The 17,419-nt window shown below is 73.1% G+C and carries 10 protein-coding genes; 7 read left to right on the top strand and 3 right to left on the bottom strand.

What is annotated here, in order from left to right; genetic code table 11:
- Positions 1–50: 50 nt before the first annotated feature.
- A complete protein-coding gene (locus LG634_RS01015; RefSeq protein WP_226731605.1) occupies positions 51–2,141 on the bottom strand; it encodes a PhoX family protein in 2,091 nt (696 codons plus the stop codon).
- A gap of 354 nt (positions 2,142–2,495) precedes the next feature.
- Between LG634_RS01015 and LG634_RS01010 the strand changes: the two genes are divergently transcribed.
- The 4 genes from LG634_RS01010 to LG634_RS00995 all read left to right on the top strand — a co-directional run bounded on the left by LG634_RS01010 (position 2,496) and on the right by LG634_RS00995 (position 9,500).
- Positions 2,496–3,770, top strand: a complete 1,275-nt coding sequence (locus LG634_RS01010) for a VWA domain-containing protein (RefSeq protein ID WP_226731604.1) — start codon at positions 2,496–2,498, stop codon at positions 3,768–3,770.
- A gap of 119 nt (positions 3,771–3,889) precedes the next feature.
- The gene (gene metG, locus LG634_RS01005) at positions 3,890–5,500 is read left to right on the top strand and encodes a methionine--tRNA ligase (protein WP_226731603.1); all 1,611 of its coding nucleotides are present in this window, start codon (positions 3,890–3,892) and stop codon (positions 5,498–5,500) included.
- 324 nt (positions 5,501–5,824) lie between these two features.
- On the top strand, positions 5,825–7,096 hold the full coding sequence (locus tag LG634_RS01000) for an FG-GAP repeat domain-containing protein (protein ID WP_226731602.1): 1,272 nt from the start codon (positions 5,825–5,827) through the stop codon (positions 7,094–7,096).
- A gap of 166 nt (positions 7,097–7,262) precedes the next feature.
- Entirely contained in the window at positions 7,263–9,500 is a 2,238-nt protein-coding gene (locus LG634_RS00995; protein WP_226731601.1) for an FG-GAP-like repeat-containing protein, read from the top strand.
- Positions 9,501–9,607: 107 nt separating this feature from the next.
- Here the strand turns inward: LG634_RS00995 and aspS are convergent, their stop codons facing one another.
- The gene (aspS, locus tag LG634_RS00990) at positions 9,608–11,425 is read right to left on the bottom strand and encodes an aspartate--tRNA ligase (RefSeq protein ID WP_226731704.1); all 1,818 of its coding nucleotides are present in this window, start codon (positions 11,423–11,425) and stop codon (positions 9,608–9,610) included.
- Between the two features lie 160 nt (positions 11,426–11,585).
- On the opposite strand from aspS, the gene LG634_RS00985 reads away from it, so the two are divergent.
- Entirely contained in the window at positions 11,586–13,676 is a 2,091-nt protein-coding gene (locus tag LG634_RS00985; protein WP_226731600.1) for an ATP-binding SpoIIE family protein phosphatase, read from the top strand.
- Positions 13,677–13,783: 107 nt separating this feature from the next.
- Here LG634_RS00985 and LG634_RS00980 read toward each other — a convergent pair whose 3' ends face one another.
- The gene (locus tag LG634_RS00980) at positions 13,784–14,995 is read right to left on the bottom strand and encodes an FAD-dependent monooxygenase (RefSeq protein ID WP_226731599.1); all 1,212 of its coding nucleotides are present in this window, start codon (positions 14,993–14,995) and stop codon (positions 13,784–13,786) included.
- A gap of 180 nt (positions 14,996–15,175) precedes the next feature.
- On the opposite strand from LG634_RS00980, the gene LG634_RS00975 reads away from it, so the two are divergent.
- Both LG634_RS00975 and LG634_RS00970 read left to right on the top strand, forming a co-directional pair.
- Positions 15,176–16,174 carry a TetR/AcrR family transcriptional regulator C-terminal domain-containing protein gene (locus LG634_RS00975; protein WP_226731598.1) on the top strand — a complete coding sequence of 333 codons (999 nt, stop codon included), beginning with the start codon at positions 15,176–15,178 and terminating at the stop codon, positions 16,172–16,174.
- 194 nt (positions 16,175–16,368) lie between these two features.
- Entirely contained in the window at positions 16,369–17,403 is a 1,035-nt protein-coding gene (locus tag LG634_RS00970) for a hypothetical protein (protein ID WP_264202539.1), read from the top strand.
- The last annotated feature ends 16 nt before the right edge of the window (positions 17,404–17,419 follow it).

Here is a 17,419-nt window from a genome sequence, read left to right as displayed (position 1 = left end):
TGTTTCACGTGAAACACCTTGTTTCACGTGAAACACCCCTCGGCTCGGACTCAGACGCCGATGTTGCGGCCGTCCTTGCGCCAGACGCTCACGACGGCCGGGCGGACCATCTTGCCGGGGCCGTCGGGCCACGCGGACATCGGGTTCTCGACGGAGGCCCCGTCGAGCTCGCCCGGGTGCTGGACGGCGACCAGGACCCGGCGGTCCTGGATCAGCGGGCCGCAGGTCTCCGCGCCGCGCGGCACGGTCAGGAACTGCTTCAGCTCACCGCGGCGCGGGCCCTGGGTGGCGACGCCGAACAGGCCGTCGTGCGAGCCGAGCTGGTTGCCGTCGGTGGAGATCCACAGGTTGCCGTGCGAGTCGAAGGCCACGTTGTCCGGGCAGGAGATCGGGCTGACCTTGTCCTTCGGGTAGCCCGCGAAGTACGTGGACGGGTCGTTCGGGTCGCCGGCGACCAGGAACAGGCGCCAGGCGAAACCGTCGGAGGCCGGGTCGTTCCAGTTCTCGGCGAGCTCCAGGATCTGGCCGTGCTTGTTGCTGTTGCGCGGGTTGGCCTCGTCGGCCGCGGCCTTGCCGGCGGCGCCGCGGTCCTTGTTGTTGGTCAGCGCGACGTACACGCGGCCGGTGCGCGGCGAGGGCTCGATGTCCTCGGGGCGGTCCATCTTGGTGGCGCCCACCTTGTCACCGGCCTCGCGGGTGAACACGCAGACCTCCTCGGCGGTCATGCCGGGGACGTGCGAGACGGCACCGTCGGCGTTGGCCGTGACCAGCGGGATCCACACGCCGCTGCCGTCGAACTCGCCGTCGGCCGGGAGCTTGCCGGTGCCGTCGATCTGGGCTGCCGGGGAGTCGCCGGTCAGCTTGGCGACGTACAGGGTGCCCTCGTCGAGCAGGGTCAGGTTGTACGCCCGGGCCGCGCGGGACTTGCCCTTCTTCATCTTCTTCGAGGAGACGAACTTGTAGAAGTAGTCGAAGCGCTCGTCGTCGCCCGAGTAGACGACCGGACGGCCGTCCTCGGTCAGGCGGGGCTGCGCACCCTCGTGCTTGAAGCGGCCCAGCGCGGTGTGCTTGCGCGGGGTCGAGGTCGGGTCGTACGGGTCGAGCTCGACGACGTAGCCGAACCGGTTGGCCTCGTTCGGCTCCTGGAGCACGTCGAAGCGCTTGTCGAAGCGCTCCCACTTGCGCTCGGAGGCGGCACCGGTGACGCCGTAGCGCTTGAGGCGGGCAGCCTGGACGGGCTCGGTGACGGCGCCGCCGTTGGCGAAGTACTGGTTGAAGTTCTCCTCGCCGTGGAGGGTGGTGCCCCACGGGGTGGTGCCGCCGGAGCAGTTGTTGAGGGTGCCGAGGACCTTGGTGCCGGTGGCGTCGGCGGAGGTCTTCACCAGGTCGCTGCCGGCCGCGGGGCCGGTCAGACGGAACTCGCTGGTGGCGGTGAGGCGGCGGTTGAGCTGGTGGCGGCGGACGGCGGTGAGCTTGCCGCTGCGGTGGTCCTCCTGGACCACGACGACGCCGAGGCCGTGCGCGGCCCAGGCGATCTCGACCTGCTCGCGGGTGGGGTTCGCCGGGTCGTAGTTGGCGAACATCAGGACTTCGTCGGTGTACTCGTGGTTCGCGACGAGCAGCTGCTGCCGCTCGTAGTCGCCGTCCAGCGGGAGCAGGGCGAGGAAGTCGTTGTTGTAGCCGAACTGGCCGGCCTGGGCGGCGGCGGTCTGGTTCTTGGCGTCGAAGGCCGGCGCACCGCGCAGGATCGGGTCACCCCAGCGGATCACGACGTTCTGCTCGTAGCCCTCGGGGATGGTGACCTGGTCGGCGGTGTTCGGGGCGACCGGGGTGAAGCGGAGGCCGCGGGCGGCGCCGGTGTCCTTGGGGGCGGTGCCGGCCGGGACGGTGGCGGCGGTGGCGGTGGCCCCGCCGTTGCCGGTGACGGCGGCGGTGCCGGCCGCGGCGGCGACGGTCACCACGGCGGCGGCGCGCATCATCGAGCGGCGGGAGAGGGCGCCGGCTATGACGTCGCCGACGTACTCGTTGTCCGAGGTGTTCGGCACCTCGTGGAAGCAGGCGTCCCCGCAGCGGAAGCGGCAGGTGAGCGCGGAACGACCGCCCGAGTGCGGGGTGCTGATGAGCGGCAGGAGCTTGCGCACGAATGTCCTCCGGTTGGGTACACGGCGACGCCCCCTGCGCCGACATCGTGTCGGAACGAATCCAGCCGTGACGCTAGGGCGGGGTTGCGCCACTTCGGGGGACTGCGGGTGAACGAGCGATGAACCCGGCACGTCGGTGCGGGAGTTCGCCGGAGGCGGCGGGGTACGAGGGGAGGCAGCGCGGCAGGGTGGCCCCGGGGGCTCCGTTTTAAGGGCGCCCCTCCCTGGTAACCGGGCGCGGGACCGATAACCTTACGTGTCCACTCTGGGCAGGGATCTTTGCCCCATCAACCCCGCAGTTCGGACAAACAACGCACCCCCTAGCTCGTGTAGCTCATGCGAAAGGCCTCGCCCATGGGTATTCGGAGTCTGTTGCGCAAGGTGTTCGGCCGCGAGCGGGCGGAGGGCGAAGCCACTGCCGCCGCCGCTGCGGACGCCGGGGGCGAGGAGCAGGTACAGGCGGCGCTTCCGGCGCAGGGCGACCGGGCTGCCGCCGTCGAGGCGGGCGTGCCGACGCAGGGCGGCGCGGATGACAAGGCGCCGCTGGATGCGGCGGCGGAGCTGGTGGCCGCGGCCTTCGACAACCCGACGGTGCCGGCCCAGGGGGCGCCGCGGGAGGCGGAGCCGGTTCCGGTTCCGGTGGGGGCCGGGGAGCCGGCGCGGGGCGGCGGGGACGCTGCCCCGGTGCCGGTGCAGGGGCCGGTGGCGGTACCTGCCGGCGAGGCCGTCGTTCCGGAGGCCCGTTCGCCCCGGGACGGGGAGTCGGTGGGGGCGGGGGCGGTCGCGGAGGCCGAGCCCGTTGCCGCCGAGGAGGCCGTTACGGCCGAGGCGGTTGTCGAGGCCGAGCCCCTCGCTGCCGAGGAGGCCGTTACAGCCGAGGCCGTCGTCGAGGCCGAGCCCCTCGCTGCCGAGGAGGCCGTTGCCGTCGAGGCGGAGGCCGTTGCCGTCGAGGCGGATGCCGAGGTCGTGGCCGGGCCTGCGTTTTCGTTGGTGCAGGTGCGGGCCAAGGGGAAGGGGCTGGTCGACGGGTACAAGGCGGCCGGCAGTGTGCTGCGGGGACGCGGGATGGGCGGGGCACGGGCGCGGGTGTACCTCGTGCTCGACCGGTCCGGGTCGATGCGGCCGTTCTACAAGGACGGCAGTGCGCAGTTCCTCGCCGATCAGACGCTCGCGCTCGCCGCGCACCTCGACGAGGAGGCGACGGTGCACACCGTGTTCTTCTCGACCGACATCGACGGCACCGGGGACCTGACGCTCGACGACCACGAGGGCCGGGTCGACGCCCTGCACGCGGAGTTCGGGCACATGGGGCGGACCAGCTACCACCGGGCCGTCGAGGAGGTCGTCGCGCACTACGAGAAGGCCGGGGCCGAGGGGCCCGCGCTGGTCGTGTTCCAGACCGACGGGGCGCCCGACAGCCGGCAGCCGGCGCGGCAGGCGCTGGCGGATGCGGCGCGGTACGACATCCACTGGCAGTTCGTCGCCTTCGGTGAGCACGAGTCCAAGGCGTTCGACTTCCTGCGCAAGCTGGACGCCGAGAACGCCGGGTTCTTCCACGCCGGGCCGGCGCCCCGGGAGCTCACCCCGTCCGCCCTGGTCAAGGGTCTTCTGGGCGAATTCCGCCGCTGAGCCGGAAGCGGCCGTACGCGCGCCTCCCCCGGGGCACCGGGGGAGGCGTTCACCCGGGCGGGGTCCAGCCCGTGATATCGCGGTGAAGCGGGCCCGCCGGGGCGATTAGGATTTCGCCCATGGCGGCCACTGGAACCGAGAAGCACGAGGGCGCGGCGTTCTACGTCACGACCCCGATCTACTACGTCAACGACGCTCCTCACCTGGGCCACGCCTACACGACCGTCGCAGGCGACGTGCTCACGCGCTGGCACCGTCAGCGCGGCGAGAAGGTGTGGTACCTCACCGGCACGGACGAGCACGGTCAGAAGATCATGCGCACCGCGGAGGCGAACAACGTCACCCCGCAGGAGTGGTGCGACAAGCTCGTCACGGAGGCGTGGAAGCCCCTCTGGGAGCACCTGAACATCGCGAACGACGACTTCATCCGCACCACGGAGAAGCGGCACACCGACCGTGTGCAGGAGTTCGTGCAGGACCTGTACGACAAGGGCGAGATCTACAAGGGCGGGTACGAAGGCCCGTACTGCGTGGGCTGCGAGGAGTACAAGCTCCCCGGCGACCTGATCGAGGACGAGGCCGGCACCAAGCTGTGCCCCGTCCACAAGAAGCCGGTGGAGATCCTCAAGGAGGAGAACTACTTCTTCAAGCTCTCCGCGTACGGCCCGAAGCTGATCGAGCTGTACGAGGCCAACCCGGGCTTCATCCAGCCCGAGGCGGCGCGCAACGAGGTCGTGAACTTCGTCAAGCAGGGTCTTGAGGACCTGTCGATCTCCCGGTCCACCTTCGACTGGGGCGTCCCCGTGCCGTGGGACGACAAGCACGTCATCTACGTGTGGATCGACGCGCTCCTGAACTACGCGACGGCGGTCGGCTACAACGAGAACCCGGCGAAGTTCCAGGAGACGTTCCCGGCGAACGTCCACCTCATCGGCAAGGACATCCTCCGCTTCCACGCGATCATCTGGCCCGCCATGCTGATGGCGCAGGGCCTGCCGGTCCCCGGCCGGGTCGCGGCCAACGGCTGGCTGATGGTCGGCGGCGAGAAGATGTCGAAGTCGAACCTGACCGGCATCAAGCCGCAGGACCTGACCTCGCACTTCGGCGTGGACGCGTACCGCTGGTACTTCCTGCGCGCGATCGCGTTCGGCCAGGACGGCTCGTTCTCGTGGGAGGACTTCACCGCCCGCTACACGTCCGAGCTGGCCAACGACTACGGCAACCTCGCCTCGCGCCTGGCCGCCATGGTCGGCAAGTACTTCGGCGGCACCCTGCCGGAGGCGACCGCCGCCGGCGAGGCCGAGAAGGCGATCGCGGAGGGCATGGCGAAGGCCGTGGCCGAGGCGGACCGGAAGATCGGCGAGGAGCTGGACTTCCAGGGCGGCATCCTGGCGATCTTCGACTTCGTGAAGCAGGTCAACGGCTACATCACGGAGCAGGAGCCGTGGAAGGTGGCCAAGGACGAGTCGGAGGAGGGCCGGGCCCGCCTCGCGACGATCCTGTACACGGCGGCCGAGTCGCTGCGCGCCGTCGCCGTCCTGCTGAACCCCGTCATGCCGGAGACCTCGCAGAAGCTGTGGGAGTCGCTGGGTGCCGAGGCCGCGGACCTGGGACCGCTGGCCGACCAGCGCGTGCAGGACGCCGGCACCTGGGGCCTGCTGCCCGTCGGCGCCACCGTCACCAAGGGCGCGGTGCTGTTCCCGCGCCTGGAGGAGAAGCCGGCCGAGTAGGGCCGTACCGCTTCCGCCGGGAGGCCCCGCGCGACACGTTCGCGCGGGGCCTCCCGCATGCCCGGCCGCAGTGCCCGGCCGCAGTGCCCGGCTGCATCGCCGGCCGTGTGTTCCGGCCCGTCCATGATCTTTTCTCTCCGCCCGTACAACCATCCGCCGGGGTGCGTGGTCCAACTCCTTGATCTCCCAGGGGGATCGCACCGGCCGGCCGCGAACCGACCCGGCGCCACGGAAGGCGGTGCTCTCCACGGGGGTGGGAGCACCACCTTCCGCCGCACGGCCCGCCGGAGGTCCACATCCGTACAGGGAAAGGGAACACTCCTCATGGGCACAGCCGCCCGCACGCACCGCCTGCCGGTCGTCGCCCTCACCGCCCTCGGCCTGCTGGCCGGCGGCGCCCTCGCCACGCCGGCGGCCATCGCCGCTCCGGCCACCGCCGAACAGCAGCGGGCGGCCCGCGCCGGCACCGAGGCGCCGCTCACCGTGACCTCCTCGACGGTCCCGGCCGCCACCACGCCCCAGCGCATGAGCAACGACATCGTCTGGGACCCGGTGTGGACGCTGAACCGGCCGGCGGCGTGGACCCTGACGCTCAAGGACACCGTCGGCCGCGCGTTCCGCACCTTCACAGGGACCGGGTCGGACATCCGCCCGCAGTGGGACGGACGCGTCGACGATTCCTGGAAGGACGCCCCGAACGGCGTCTTCACGTGGACCCTCACGGGCACGGCCGACGGGGCCGCCCCCGTCGAGCTGGGCACCGGCAAGGTCGCCCACACGGGCGGCCGGGCCGTCCGCCACGACTACGGTTCCCGCGGCGGCGCCCCGGACGGCACCGGCGACATCATCACCACCACCGCCTCGGGCACCATGCGCTTCGCCTTCGGGCACGCGGGCACGGGCAACTTCAGCGGCAGCCACACCACGACCGGCTGGCCGAAGGGGATCCTGCCGGTGTCCATCGGTGCCCGGCAGAACGGGGGATCGTGCAACGACCTCCTGGTCCGCATGCCCGACGGCGAGCTGCGGCGCTACAGCTCCAACTGCCGGCTCTCCAAGACGCCCGACTTCAAGCCCGGCGACCACCACCTCTCCCTCGGCAAGCGCTGGAACACGCACGACGTGATCACCTCGCCCGGCGACCTGACGAGGGACGGCCGCGCCGACGTGGTCGCCCGCGAGGCGAAGACGGGGACGCTCTACCTCTTCGCCACCTACCGCAACGGCAGCGGCTACCTGAGGAAGAAGGTGGTGCTCGGCACCGGCTTCAAGGGCTACAAGAAGATCATCGGCGCCGGTGACCTCAACGGCGACCGGAACGGCGACCTGCTCCTCCAGGACGCCTCCAACGAGCTGTGGCTGATGCCCGGCACCGGCAAGGGCACCCTCGGCCCGCGCACCCTCGTCGTCCGCGACTGGGGCGCTTCGTACAACTCCGTCGTGGGCGTGGGCGACCTGACCGGTGACGGCCATGCCGACCTCGTCGCCCGCGACACCGCCGGGCGGATCTGGCGGCACAACGGCACCGGCAAGGGCACCTTCGGCACCCGCGTGCAGCTCGGCACGGGCTGGCAGGTCTACGACCGGCTGACCTGACCGTCAGCGGGCCGGCCCGCGGGTCGGCCCACGATGACGAAAGGCGGTGCTCTCCACGGGGGTGGGAGCATCGCCTTTCGTGATGAAGCGGCAGATTCCGCACAACCAAACGGTGTTCGGGGCGGTCCAACTCCCGACCGATCCACACGGGGGAAGGAACCTGTCCATGGGCACACCCGTCCGCATCCGCCGCCGGCGCCCGCCCGCCGTCGCGGCCGCCGCGGCGCTCCTCGCCGGGGTGCTGGTGCCACCGCTGCTCGCGGCCGGCCCGGCCACGGCGGCCCCGCGGCCGTACTGGCTCCCGTCCGCGCCGGTGACCGGCACCGAGCGGCACATCGGCGAGAAGGACCTCGTGATCGCCGGCGACGGCTGGGCCGCGGCCGTCTGGCAGGTCCGGGTGACGGCGGGGGGACCGGCCGCGGAGTACGAGCTGTACGCGGCCGCACGGCCGCCGCACAGCAGCGTCTGGCAGCGCCCGAGGCGGCTCTCCGTCCGCACCGACGGGCGGCCCGGCATCCAGTTGGCGGCCGGCACCGACGGGCTGGTCACGGCCGTGTGGCGGGAGCCCGCGGCGGAGCCGGGAGCGGATGCCGCACGCCTGGTGGCCGCCACCCTCTCCCCGGCCGGGCACACCTGGTCTGCGCCCAACCCGGTGTACGCCCCGAAGGTGCCGGCGGCCGTCCCGCGGGTGCGCCTGGCGGCCGGGCCGCGGGGCGTGTTCACGGCTGCCTGGACGGTGGCGCCGGACCGGGCGGACGCGGCGGTGTACACCGCGACCCGGACCGCGAACGGCGTCTGGGGCCCGCCGGTCCGGACCGCCGCCGGCACCCCGGAGGAGCGGCCGGGCGTGGTGGACGTGGCCGTCGGGCCGACCGGCCGGACCGTTCTCGCGTACCGGCTGGCCACCGGCGCGGGGCACCCGCGGATCGACACCGTCGCCCGGACCGGGCCCACCGCCCCCTGGGGTGCCCCGGAGCCGGTGTCCGCGCCCGAGGCCGGGACGGACGACCCCGCGGTCGCCGCCGGTCCGGACGGCAGCTTCGCCCTCTCCTGGGGCCTGCGCGAGGCGGGCGACAAGGCTCCGACCCGCGCCCTGGACACCGTCGTACGCCGCCCCGGCGCGGCCGGCTGGGGCGCCGCCCACCGGCAGCCGATGCCCGGCACCATCGAGCACCGGGCCGCGCGGCGGCCGCTCATCGGCCCGGACGGGGACGTCACCCTGCTGTGGGAGGAGGTGCACCCCTTCGACTGGTCGGAGTACACGGACCGCCGCACGGACCTCCGCAGCGCGACCCTGGAGGGCGGTGCCGCCGGGTGGCGGCCCGCCGCGCGGATCGCCGGACCGGGCCGGGGCCTCGACGTGTCCCTCGGCCCGGACGGCACCGTCCGGGTGCTGTGGACGAGTTCGACCAGCGGAGTCGAGCCCGACTACGAGCTGAAGGAAGCCGTGCGCGATCCGCACACCGGCACCTGGTCGCTGCCGGCCCTGCCGACCCGGAGGGGCGAGGAGTACCCGACCGGACAGATCGCGGCGGGCCCCGGCGGCTCGGCCGCCCTCCTCTGGACCCACAGCAGTCACTACGACGAGCACCCGCTCATGGCCGCCCGTACCGGCACCGACGCGGTCCGCCGGGACTTCGGCTCGCGGGCCGGCCGCCCCGACGGCACGCCCGACCTGTTCCAGACCACCCCCTCGGGCGGACTGCGCACGGCGTACGGCACCACGGCCAGGGGCGGCTTCAGCGGCAGCGCCGTCAGCACCGGCTGGCCCAAGGGCTTCCTGCCCGTCCCCGTCGGCGACCTGAACGGCGACCGGTGCAACGACGTCCTGGTCCGGCTGCCCGACGGCGTGATGCGCGCCTACACCCCCGCCTGCGGTGCGGTGCTCAAGCCGGCCACCAGGCACACCGTGCTGGGCAAGGGCTGGAACGCGTACGACGTGATCACCTCGCCGGGTGACGTCACCGGCGACGACCGGGCGGACCTGGTCGCCCGCGATCCGAAGAGCGGGGTGCTCTACCTGTACGCCGCGCGGGGTGCGGCCTTCGCTCCCCGCACCGTCATCGGTTCCGGGTACAAGGGCTACAAGAAGATCATCGGTGCGGGGGACGTCGACGGCGACGGATACGGCGACCTGCTGCTCCAGGACCGCCGGAACTTCGTGCACCGCATGTCGGCCACCGGCACGGGCGGGTTCGCCCCGCTCCGGCAGGTCCAGCGGTGGCTCGCCCCGTACGACGCCGTCGTCGGCGTCGGCGACCTGACCGGCGACGGCCTCGCCGACCTGGTCGCCCGGGACACCGCCGGCACGCTCTGGCTGCTGCACGGGATCTCCTGGAGATCCTCCCCCGGCGACGTCACACAGCTCGGCACCGGCTGGCAGGTCTACGACCGGCTCGCCTGAGCCCGGCACGGCGGCAGGCGGCGGCATGTGGCCGCGAACGACGGAGGGCCCGGGATCCGCAGTGGATCCCGGGCCCTCCGGCTACGGCGTCACGGCCGTGCGCGTGCCTACCGCGCGGCGTCCGGGTGGACGGCCTCGGAGACCGGGCGGTCGCCGGTGGCCTTCTTCTCGACCGGCTTGCGCAGGGCGATGTTCAGCTCGCGCAGGCGGGCCTCCTCCAGCTCCGTCGGCGCGCCCATCATCAGGTCCTGGGCGTTGCCGTTGAGCGGGAAGGCGATGGTCTCGCGGATGTTCGGCTCGTCGGCCAGCAGCATCACGATGCGGTCCACGCCCGGGGCGATGCCGCCGTGCGGCGGGGCGCCGAACTGGAACGCGCGGAGCATGCCGGCGAACTCGGTCTCGACGGTCTCCTTGGAGTAACCGGCGATCTCGAACGCCTTGAACATGATCTCGGGCTCGTGGTTCCGGATGGCGCCCGAGGACAGCTCGATGCCGTTGCAGACGATGTCGTACTGCCAGCCCAGGACGTCCAGCGGGTCCTGGGTCTCCAGGGCCTCCAGGCCGCCCTGCGGCATCGAGAAGGGGTTGTGCGAGAAGTCGATCTTGCCGGTCTCCTCGTCCTTCTCGTACATCGGGAAGTCGACGATCCAGGCGAACCGGAAGACGTTCTCCTCGAACCGGCCGGCGCGCTTGGCGGCCTCGACGCGGACCGGTCCCATGATCTTGGAGACCTCGTCGAACTCGCCGGCGCCGAAGAACACCGCGTGACCGGGCTTCAGGCTCAGGCGCTCGGCGAGGACCTTGACGTTCTCCTCGGTGAGGAACTTGGCGATCGGGCCGGTCAGCGCGTTCTCCTCGCCGACGCGGACCCAGGCCAGGCCCTTCGCGCCGAGGGAGACCGCGAAGTCGCCCAGGCCGTCGAAGAACTTGCGCGGCTGGTCGCCGGTGTCCGGCACCGCGAGGGCGCGGACGTGCTTGCCGGCGAACGCCTTGAACTCGGAGTTCTCGAACACGTCGGTGATGTCGACGAGCTCCAGGTCGGTGCGCAGGTCCGGCTTGTCGTTGCCGTACTTGAGCATCGACTCGCGGAACGGGATCCGCGGGAACGGCGAGGTGACGTGACGGCCGTTGCCGAACTCCTCGAAGAGCTCGGTCATCAGCTTCTCGATCGGCTGGAAGACGTCCTCCTGCTCGACGAAGGACATCTCCACGTCGAGCTGGTAGAACTCGCCCGGCGAGCGGTCGGCGCGGGCGTCCTCGTCGCGGAAGCAGGGCGCGATCTGGAAGTAGCGGTCGAAGCCGGAGATCATCAGCAGCTGCTTGAACTGCTGCGGGGCCTGCGGCAGGGCGTAGAACTTGCCCGGGTTCAGGCGGGACGGGACCACGAAGTCGCGGGCGCCCTCGGGGGAGGTCGCGGTCAGGATCGGGGTCGCCATCTCGTTGAACCCGAGGGCGCGCATCTTGTCGCGGATCGCGCCGATGACGGCGGAGCGCAGCATGATGTTGCGGTGCATGCGCTCGCGGCGCAGGTCGAGGAAGCGGTACTCCAGGCGGCGCTCCTCGTTGACGCCGTCGTCCGTGTTGATCGTGAACGGCAGCGGGGCGGCCGCACCCAGGACCTCGACCTCGACGGCCTCGATCTCGATCTCGCCGGTGGCGAGGTCGGGGTTGATGTTCTCGGCGCCGCGGGAGACGACCTTGCCGTCGATGCGGACCGTGGTCTCCTTCGACAGCTTGTCGAGGACCTCGGCGGCCGCGGTGCCCGGTCGGGCGACGAGCTGCGTGATGCCGTAGTGGTCGCGCAGATCGATGAAGAGGATGCCGCCCAGGTCTCGACGATTGTGCAGCCAGCCGCTCAGCCGGACGTCGGTGCCGACGTCAGTCGCGCGGAGCTCGCCGCAGGTGTGGGACCTGTACCGATGCATCATTCATCCAGTTCTTCGCGATACCAGGGTGGATTCAACCCTCCCAAGGTTACCGCCCGGGCTGTGGACGGCCCGCCGGGCTGTGGACAACTCGCACCGGGCGGACGGGCCGCTCCGGCCTGCCGGGCAAACCGGTGCAATGAGCTGTAAAGATGAGTCAGTGCGCACCGAAGACGTCCTGGCCGCCGTGGCGACCGGCCTGTGGCGGTGGGACAACGTGACCGGAACCGTGCGCCTCGACGGCGAGGCGGCCCGGCTGCTGGGCCTGCCGCCGGAGCCGGTGACCGTTCCCGAGTCGACGGTGCGCTCCCGCTTCCACCCGGTGGACTGGAACGAGGTCAACGGGATCGTCGCGCTGGCGGCGGCCGAGGGCACCCTCGCCGAGGCACGGCTGCGGGTCGTGGACGAGGAGGGGCGGGTGCTGCGTACCGTGCGCAGCCGCTCCAAGCCGCTGCCGGACCGTACGGACTACCAGCTGATCGGCACCCTCCAGGAGATCGCCGAGCCGCAGCCGGGCACCACGGCCGCGCAGCCGGCGGTCACCGGCGACTGGCGGCGCTCGCGGGAGGCGTTCCTGCTGGACGCGGGGCGGGCGCTGGCCGAGGCCCGGTCCACGGCGGAGGTGCTGCGGGTGGCGGCCTCGCTGTCGATGCCGGGGTTCAGCCCGGACGGGCTGGCGGTGTTCGGGGTGGCCGGCGACCGGCTGTCGGTGATCGGGCACCACGGGCACAGCCCCGGGGACGAGAGCCCGTTCACCGAGATGCGGGTGGACACCGACTATCCGGCGGCCGAGGTGGTGCGCACCGGGCGGGCGATCTACCTGCCGACGCCGGAGGAGTACAAGCGGCGGTTCCCGGCGACCTGGCCGCTGGCGCAGCGGTTCGGCCGGATGTCGTGGGCGTTCCTGCCGCTGATCGTCGCGGGCCGGACGATGGGCGCGTGGATGGCGGCCTTCCGGCAGCCGGTGTCGTTCTCGCCGGACGAGCGGTCGGTGCTGACGACGGTGGCCCGGATGCTGGCGCAGGCGCTCCAGCGGGCGGGCGTGGCGGAGTCGGAGCGGGAGCTGAGCACCGGCCTGCAGCGGGCGATGATGCCGACGCTGGGGCCGGAGATCCCGGGCATGGCGATCGCGGCACGGTACGTGCCGACGGGCGGCGGGCTCCAGGTCGGCGGCGACTGGTACGACATGATCCCGCTGCCGTCGGGACGGTTCGCGCTGGTCATCGGGGACGTGCAGGGGCACGACGTGCGGGCGGCGGGGCTGATGGGCCAGCTGCGGATCGCGGTGCGGGCGTACGCCTCGGAGGGGCACCGGCCGGATGCGGTGCTGTCCCGGGCCTCGCGGTTCCTGGCGGGGCTGCACGCGTCCGGGCCGGGCGAGGACGGTTTCACCGTCCCGCGGTTCGCGACCTGCCTGTACGTGGAGTGCGACCCGGTGACCGGGACGCTGGAGCTGGCCCGGGCCGGGCACCCGGAGCCGGCGGTGCGGCTGGCCGACGGCACGGTGCTGGTACGGGCCACCGCGGGCGGGCTGCCGCTGGGCATCGTGCCGGACACGGACTATCCGACGACCCGGTTCGTGCTGGAGCCGGGGGAGACGGTGATGCTGTGCACCGACGGGCTGATCGAGACCGGCGGGCACGACCTGGACACCGGCTGGGCGCGGCTGCGGACCGTGCTGGAGGCCGGGGCGCCCGTCGGGGACGCTGCCGGGCTGGAGGACCTGGCGGACGACCTGGTGGCCGCGGTGCACGGGCCGTCGTCGCACCACACGACGGGGCCGCTGGCGGACCGGCGCGAGGACGACATAGCGGTGGTGCTGCTGTCCCGCCAGGGCGCGGGGCCGCCGGCGCCGGCGGTGCGGCAGACGGTGGTGACGGTGGCGCAGGCGGAACCGGAGCGGATCGCCGGGGCCCGGCGGCAGGTGCGGGACCTGCTGCACGACTGGGCGGACCCGGACCAGGTGGATTCGGCGGTGCTGCTGGTGTCGGAGATGGTGACGAACGTCCTCATGCACACGGACGGGGATGCGCTGCTGATCGCGTCGGCGACGGGTGCGCCGGGGTCGCGCCGGCTGCGCGTCGAGGTGTCGGACGCCAGTGACGAGCTGCCGCACAAGCGCCATCCGGGTGAGATGTCGTCGAGCGGGCGGGGCGTGCTGCTGATGGAGATGCTGGCGGACCGGTGGGGCGTGGATCCGCGGGGCGAGGGCAAATCGATCTGGTTCGAGCTGCACGAGCCGGGGGCGTAGGGCCGGGACGGGGCGTAGGGCCGGGACGGGGCGTAGGGCCGGGACGGGGCGTAGGGCCGGGACGGGGCGTAGGGCCGGGACGGGCCCTGGCCGGGCGTGCCCCGCGCTCATGCGGTCTGCGCGGGGAGTGCGTATTCCGGCAGGGCGATGGAGCCGGCCTTGGCGAACTGCGCGGCGAGCAGGTTCCGCATCGGCCAGCGGGTCATCTGGCGCATGGAGAGGTTCCGCATCCGGATGCCGAACCGGCCGGTCGGCGCGAACCCCGCGGCGCCGCCCGGCGGGAGTTCCTGGGCCTGGTCGACGTACGGGCGCATCAGCTCGTCGTAGCGGCCGAAGGCGGTGCGGTGGTCGCCCCCGGCGGCCGCCAGCTCGCCGGCCAGGACGTACGCGCCGACCAGCGCGAGGCTGGTCCCGAGGCCGGTCAGCGGGCTCGCGCAGTACCCGGCGTCGCCGAGCAGCACCACGCGGCCGCGCGACCGGCCGTCGAGGCGGACCTGCCCCATGGAGTCGAGGAAGAAGTCCGGTGCGGTGTGCATGGCGCGCAGCAGGCGCGGGGTCTCCCAGCCGACGCCGGCGAACCGCTCGGCGACGACGGCCCGCTGCGCGGCGGTGTCCCGGCGGTCGTACGCGATCGGGTCGGAGCGGAAGCTGAAACCGGCCTTGATCTCGCCGGGGAGCCGGCCGGGGCGGGCGGAGGCGACCAGTCCGCCGGGCGCGTTGTGCATCAGGTACCAGCCGTCGAGGTCCAGGTCCGCGGTGGCGGTGAACCAGGCGGTGTACAGGCCGAGCGGGCGGACGCAGTCCCGCTCGGGACCGAAGGCCAGGGAGCGGACCACGGAGTGCGGTCCGTCGGCGCCGACGACCAGCGCGAACCGGCGCGGCGGAGCCTTCTCGAAGGTGACGGTGACGCCGTCCGCGTCCTGGTCCAGCGCGGTGATCGTGTCGTCCCACAGGTACTCGGTGTCCGGCAGGGTGGCCTCGTACAGGAGGCGGGCGAGGTCGCCGCGGAGGATCTCGATCTCGGAGACGATGCCCTCGCCGCCGAAGCTGTCGGCGCCGACCCGCGCGGTGACCCGGCCGGCGGCGTCGACGAGGGCGATGCCGTGCTGGTGGACGCTCTCCGCCTTGGCCCGGTCCATCAGGCCCATCCGCTCGACGACGGTCCGGCCGGCGCCGCGCAGGTCCACGGTCTGGCCGCCGGGGCGGGGCTGCGGGGCGCGCTCGACGATCGTGACCGCGAAGCCGGCCTTGCGTAGCCAGTACGCCAGGGCCGGCCCTGCGATGCCGGCGCCGCTGATGAGGATCTCGTTGTTCTTCATGACGGCGAATGTACGGCGTACGCGGAAGAGGGTGCAAGCCCGAATTGCCTTTTGATTCGGAGATGTTGTAGGGTAGTGCACTAGTGCAGAAGGGTCGGGGAGGGGGCTCACGAGGGACACCGCGCACCGTCGGCGGCTAGGATGACGGGGTTTCAGGTGCACTAGTACGGAGGGGTGTCGGTGGGCGGACAGGAGGGGCCGCGTTACGGCCGGATCGTCGCCGAGCTGCGGCAGCGGATCGAGACGGGGCAGCTCGCGCCGGGCGACCGGGTGCCGTCGACGCGCGAGATCACCCGGCAGTGGGGCGTCGCGATGGCGACCGCGACCAGGGTGCTGACCGAACTGCGGCACGAAGGGCTGGTGCGGGCGGTGCCGGGTGTCGGGACGGTGGTGGCGGAACGGGCGGTGGCGCCGGCCGGGGCGGCCGTGGTGGCGCCGGCCGGGGCGGAGGCGGAGCGGCCGGTACGGGCCGCCCGGGTCGCACCCGTCGTCGCCGTGCGCGCGGCCGAGGCGGGTCCGGGGCCGGGCGGGCTGGCGCTCGGCCGGATCGTGGGGGCCGCCGTCGCGGTCGCCGATGCGGAGGGGCTGGCCGCGGTCTCCATGCGGCGGGTGGCGTCCGAGCTGGGGGTGGCGACCATGTCGCTCTACCGGCACGTGGCCGACAAGGACGACCTGCTGACGCGGATGATGGACACGGTCATCGCGGCGCGGCCGCTGCCGGACGAGCCGCCGGCGGAGTGGCGGGAGGCGGTCGGGCTGGCGGCCCGGCAGCTGTGGGGGCTGTTCCGCCGGCACCCGTGGCTGGCGCCGGCGCTGTCGATGACCCGGCCGCAGGTGATCGTCTCGGCGTTGCCGTACAGCGAGTGGACGCTGGCGGTTCTGCACGCGCACGGGCTCGACCTGCAGACCGCGTTCACCGCGCACCTGATGCTGCTGAACTACGCGCGCGGCATCGCGGTCAACCTGGAGTCCGAGCGCGAAGCGGAGGCGCACAGCGGGCTCGACAGCGAGGCGTGGATGGACACGCAGGAGCCGGCGCTCCTGACCACGCTGTCCTCCGGCCGCTTCCCCGCGCTCTCCCGCCTGGCGTCTGCCGGCTACGACCTCGACCTCGACGCGCTCTTCGAGTTCGGCCTCCACCGCCTTCTGGACGGCCTCGCCCCCCTCCTGGACGCCTAGCGGGGGCTCCGCCCCACACCCCCGGTCCTCAAACGCCGGACGGGCTGGGATTGCCCCGCCGGTGATGGCCGCAGGGTGGAGCCACAGGCTGACAATCGGGTTGTCGGGGTGGGGGGACCGGCGTGGCGGCGCGGCCAGAACGGCATGGGCGCTCACCCTTGCGCTGAGCAGGGGGCGAGCGACAGGAGCACAACTTGAGCAGGTGGAAGACGGGCCTCACCACGGTCGCCCTGACCGCGGCAGCCGTACTGACCCCGGCCGCAGCCGGGCACGCCGACCCGCCCCCGGCCCAGGCGGCAACCGGCCAGACCGACCCGGCCCCGGTGGCCCCCGGCCAGACACCCCCCGTCCCCGCACCGGCCGTCCCCGCACCGGCCGTCCCCGCACCGGCCGTCCCGGCCGGGCCTCCCACTGCCGGCGACCCCGTCCCCGCCGTGACGCTGCCCGCCGAGGAACCCGTACCGGCCGTGCCCCCGCTGCCCCCGGCCCCGGACGCGCAGGCCGAGCTGGGGCTGGCCGTGCGGACCGCGCCGGCGCCCGCCCCGCTCGGCGGGACGTACACGTACACCTACACCGTCACCAACAAGGGCCGGGCCACGGCCCACGGCGTCACGCTCACCGCCCCCACCCCCGCCGGCACCGCCCCCGTCGCGCAGACCGCGAGCCAGGGGACCTGCGCGGCCGACACCGGGTGCGCGCTCGGTGACCTGGCCCCCGGTGCCGCCGCCACCGTCACCGTCACCGTCGAGCCGCAGCGCACCGGCATGATCGAGGCGACCGCCACCGCCAGTGCCGGCGACGCGGCCGCGCAGACCGCCGCCTCGTCCGCCCAGGTCGCCAACTCCCTCGGCTGCACCCTCGTCGGCACCCCCGGCAACGACATCCTGGCCGGCACCGCCGAGGACGACGTGGTCTGCGGGCTCGGCGGGAACGACCGCCTGCGCGGCGGCTCGGGCGACGACACCGTGCACGGCGGCACCGGCGACGACACCCTCGAAGGCGGTTCCGGCGCCGACCGGCTGTTCGGCGGCAGCGGCGACGACCGCTCGGACGGCGGCAGCGGCAACGACACCATCACCCCGGGCGCCGGCGCGGACGTCAGCTTCGGCGACTCCGGCCAGGACACCATCAACGCGCTGGACGGCGTCGGCGGCAACGACAGCACCCACACCGCCGCCGGCAGCAGCAGCTGCACGTCCGACCCGGGCGACACCAGGACCAACTGCTGAGCCGGCCCCCGGGGCA

Origin of the sequence: Streptomyces bambusae (assembly GCF_020532645.1) — a bacterium.
In the GTDB taxonomy this organism is placed as follows: domain Bacteria; phylum Actinomycetota; class Actinomycetes; order Streptomycetales; family Streptomycetaceae; genus Streptomyces; species Streptomyces bambusae.
This window is presented reverse-complemented; position numbering and strand designations above follow the sequence as displayed.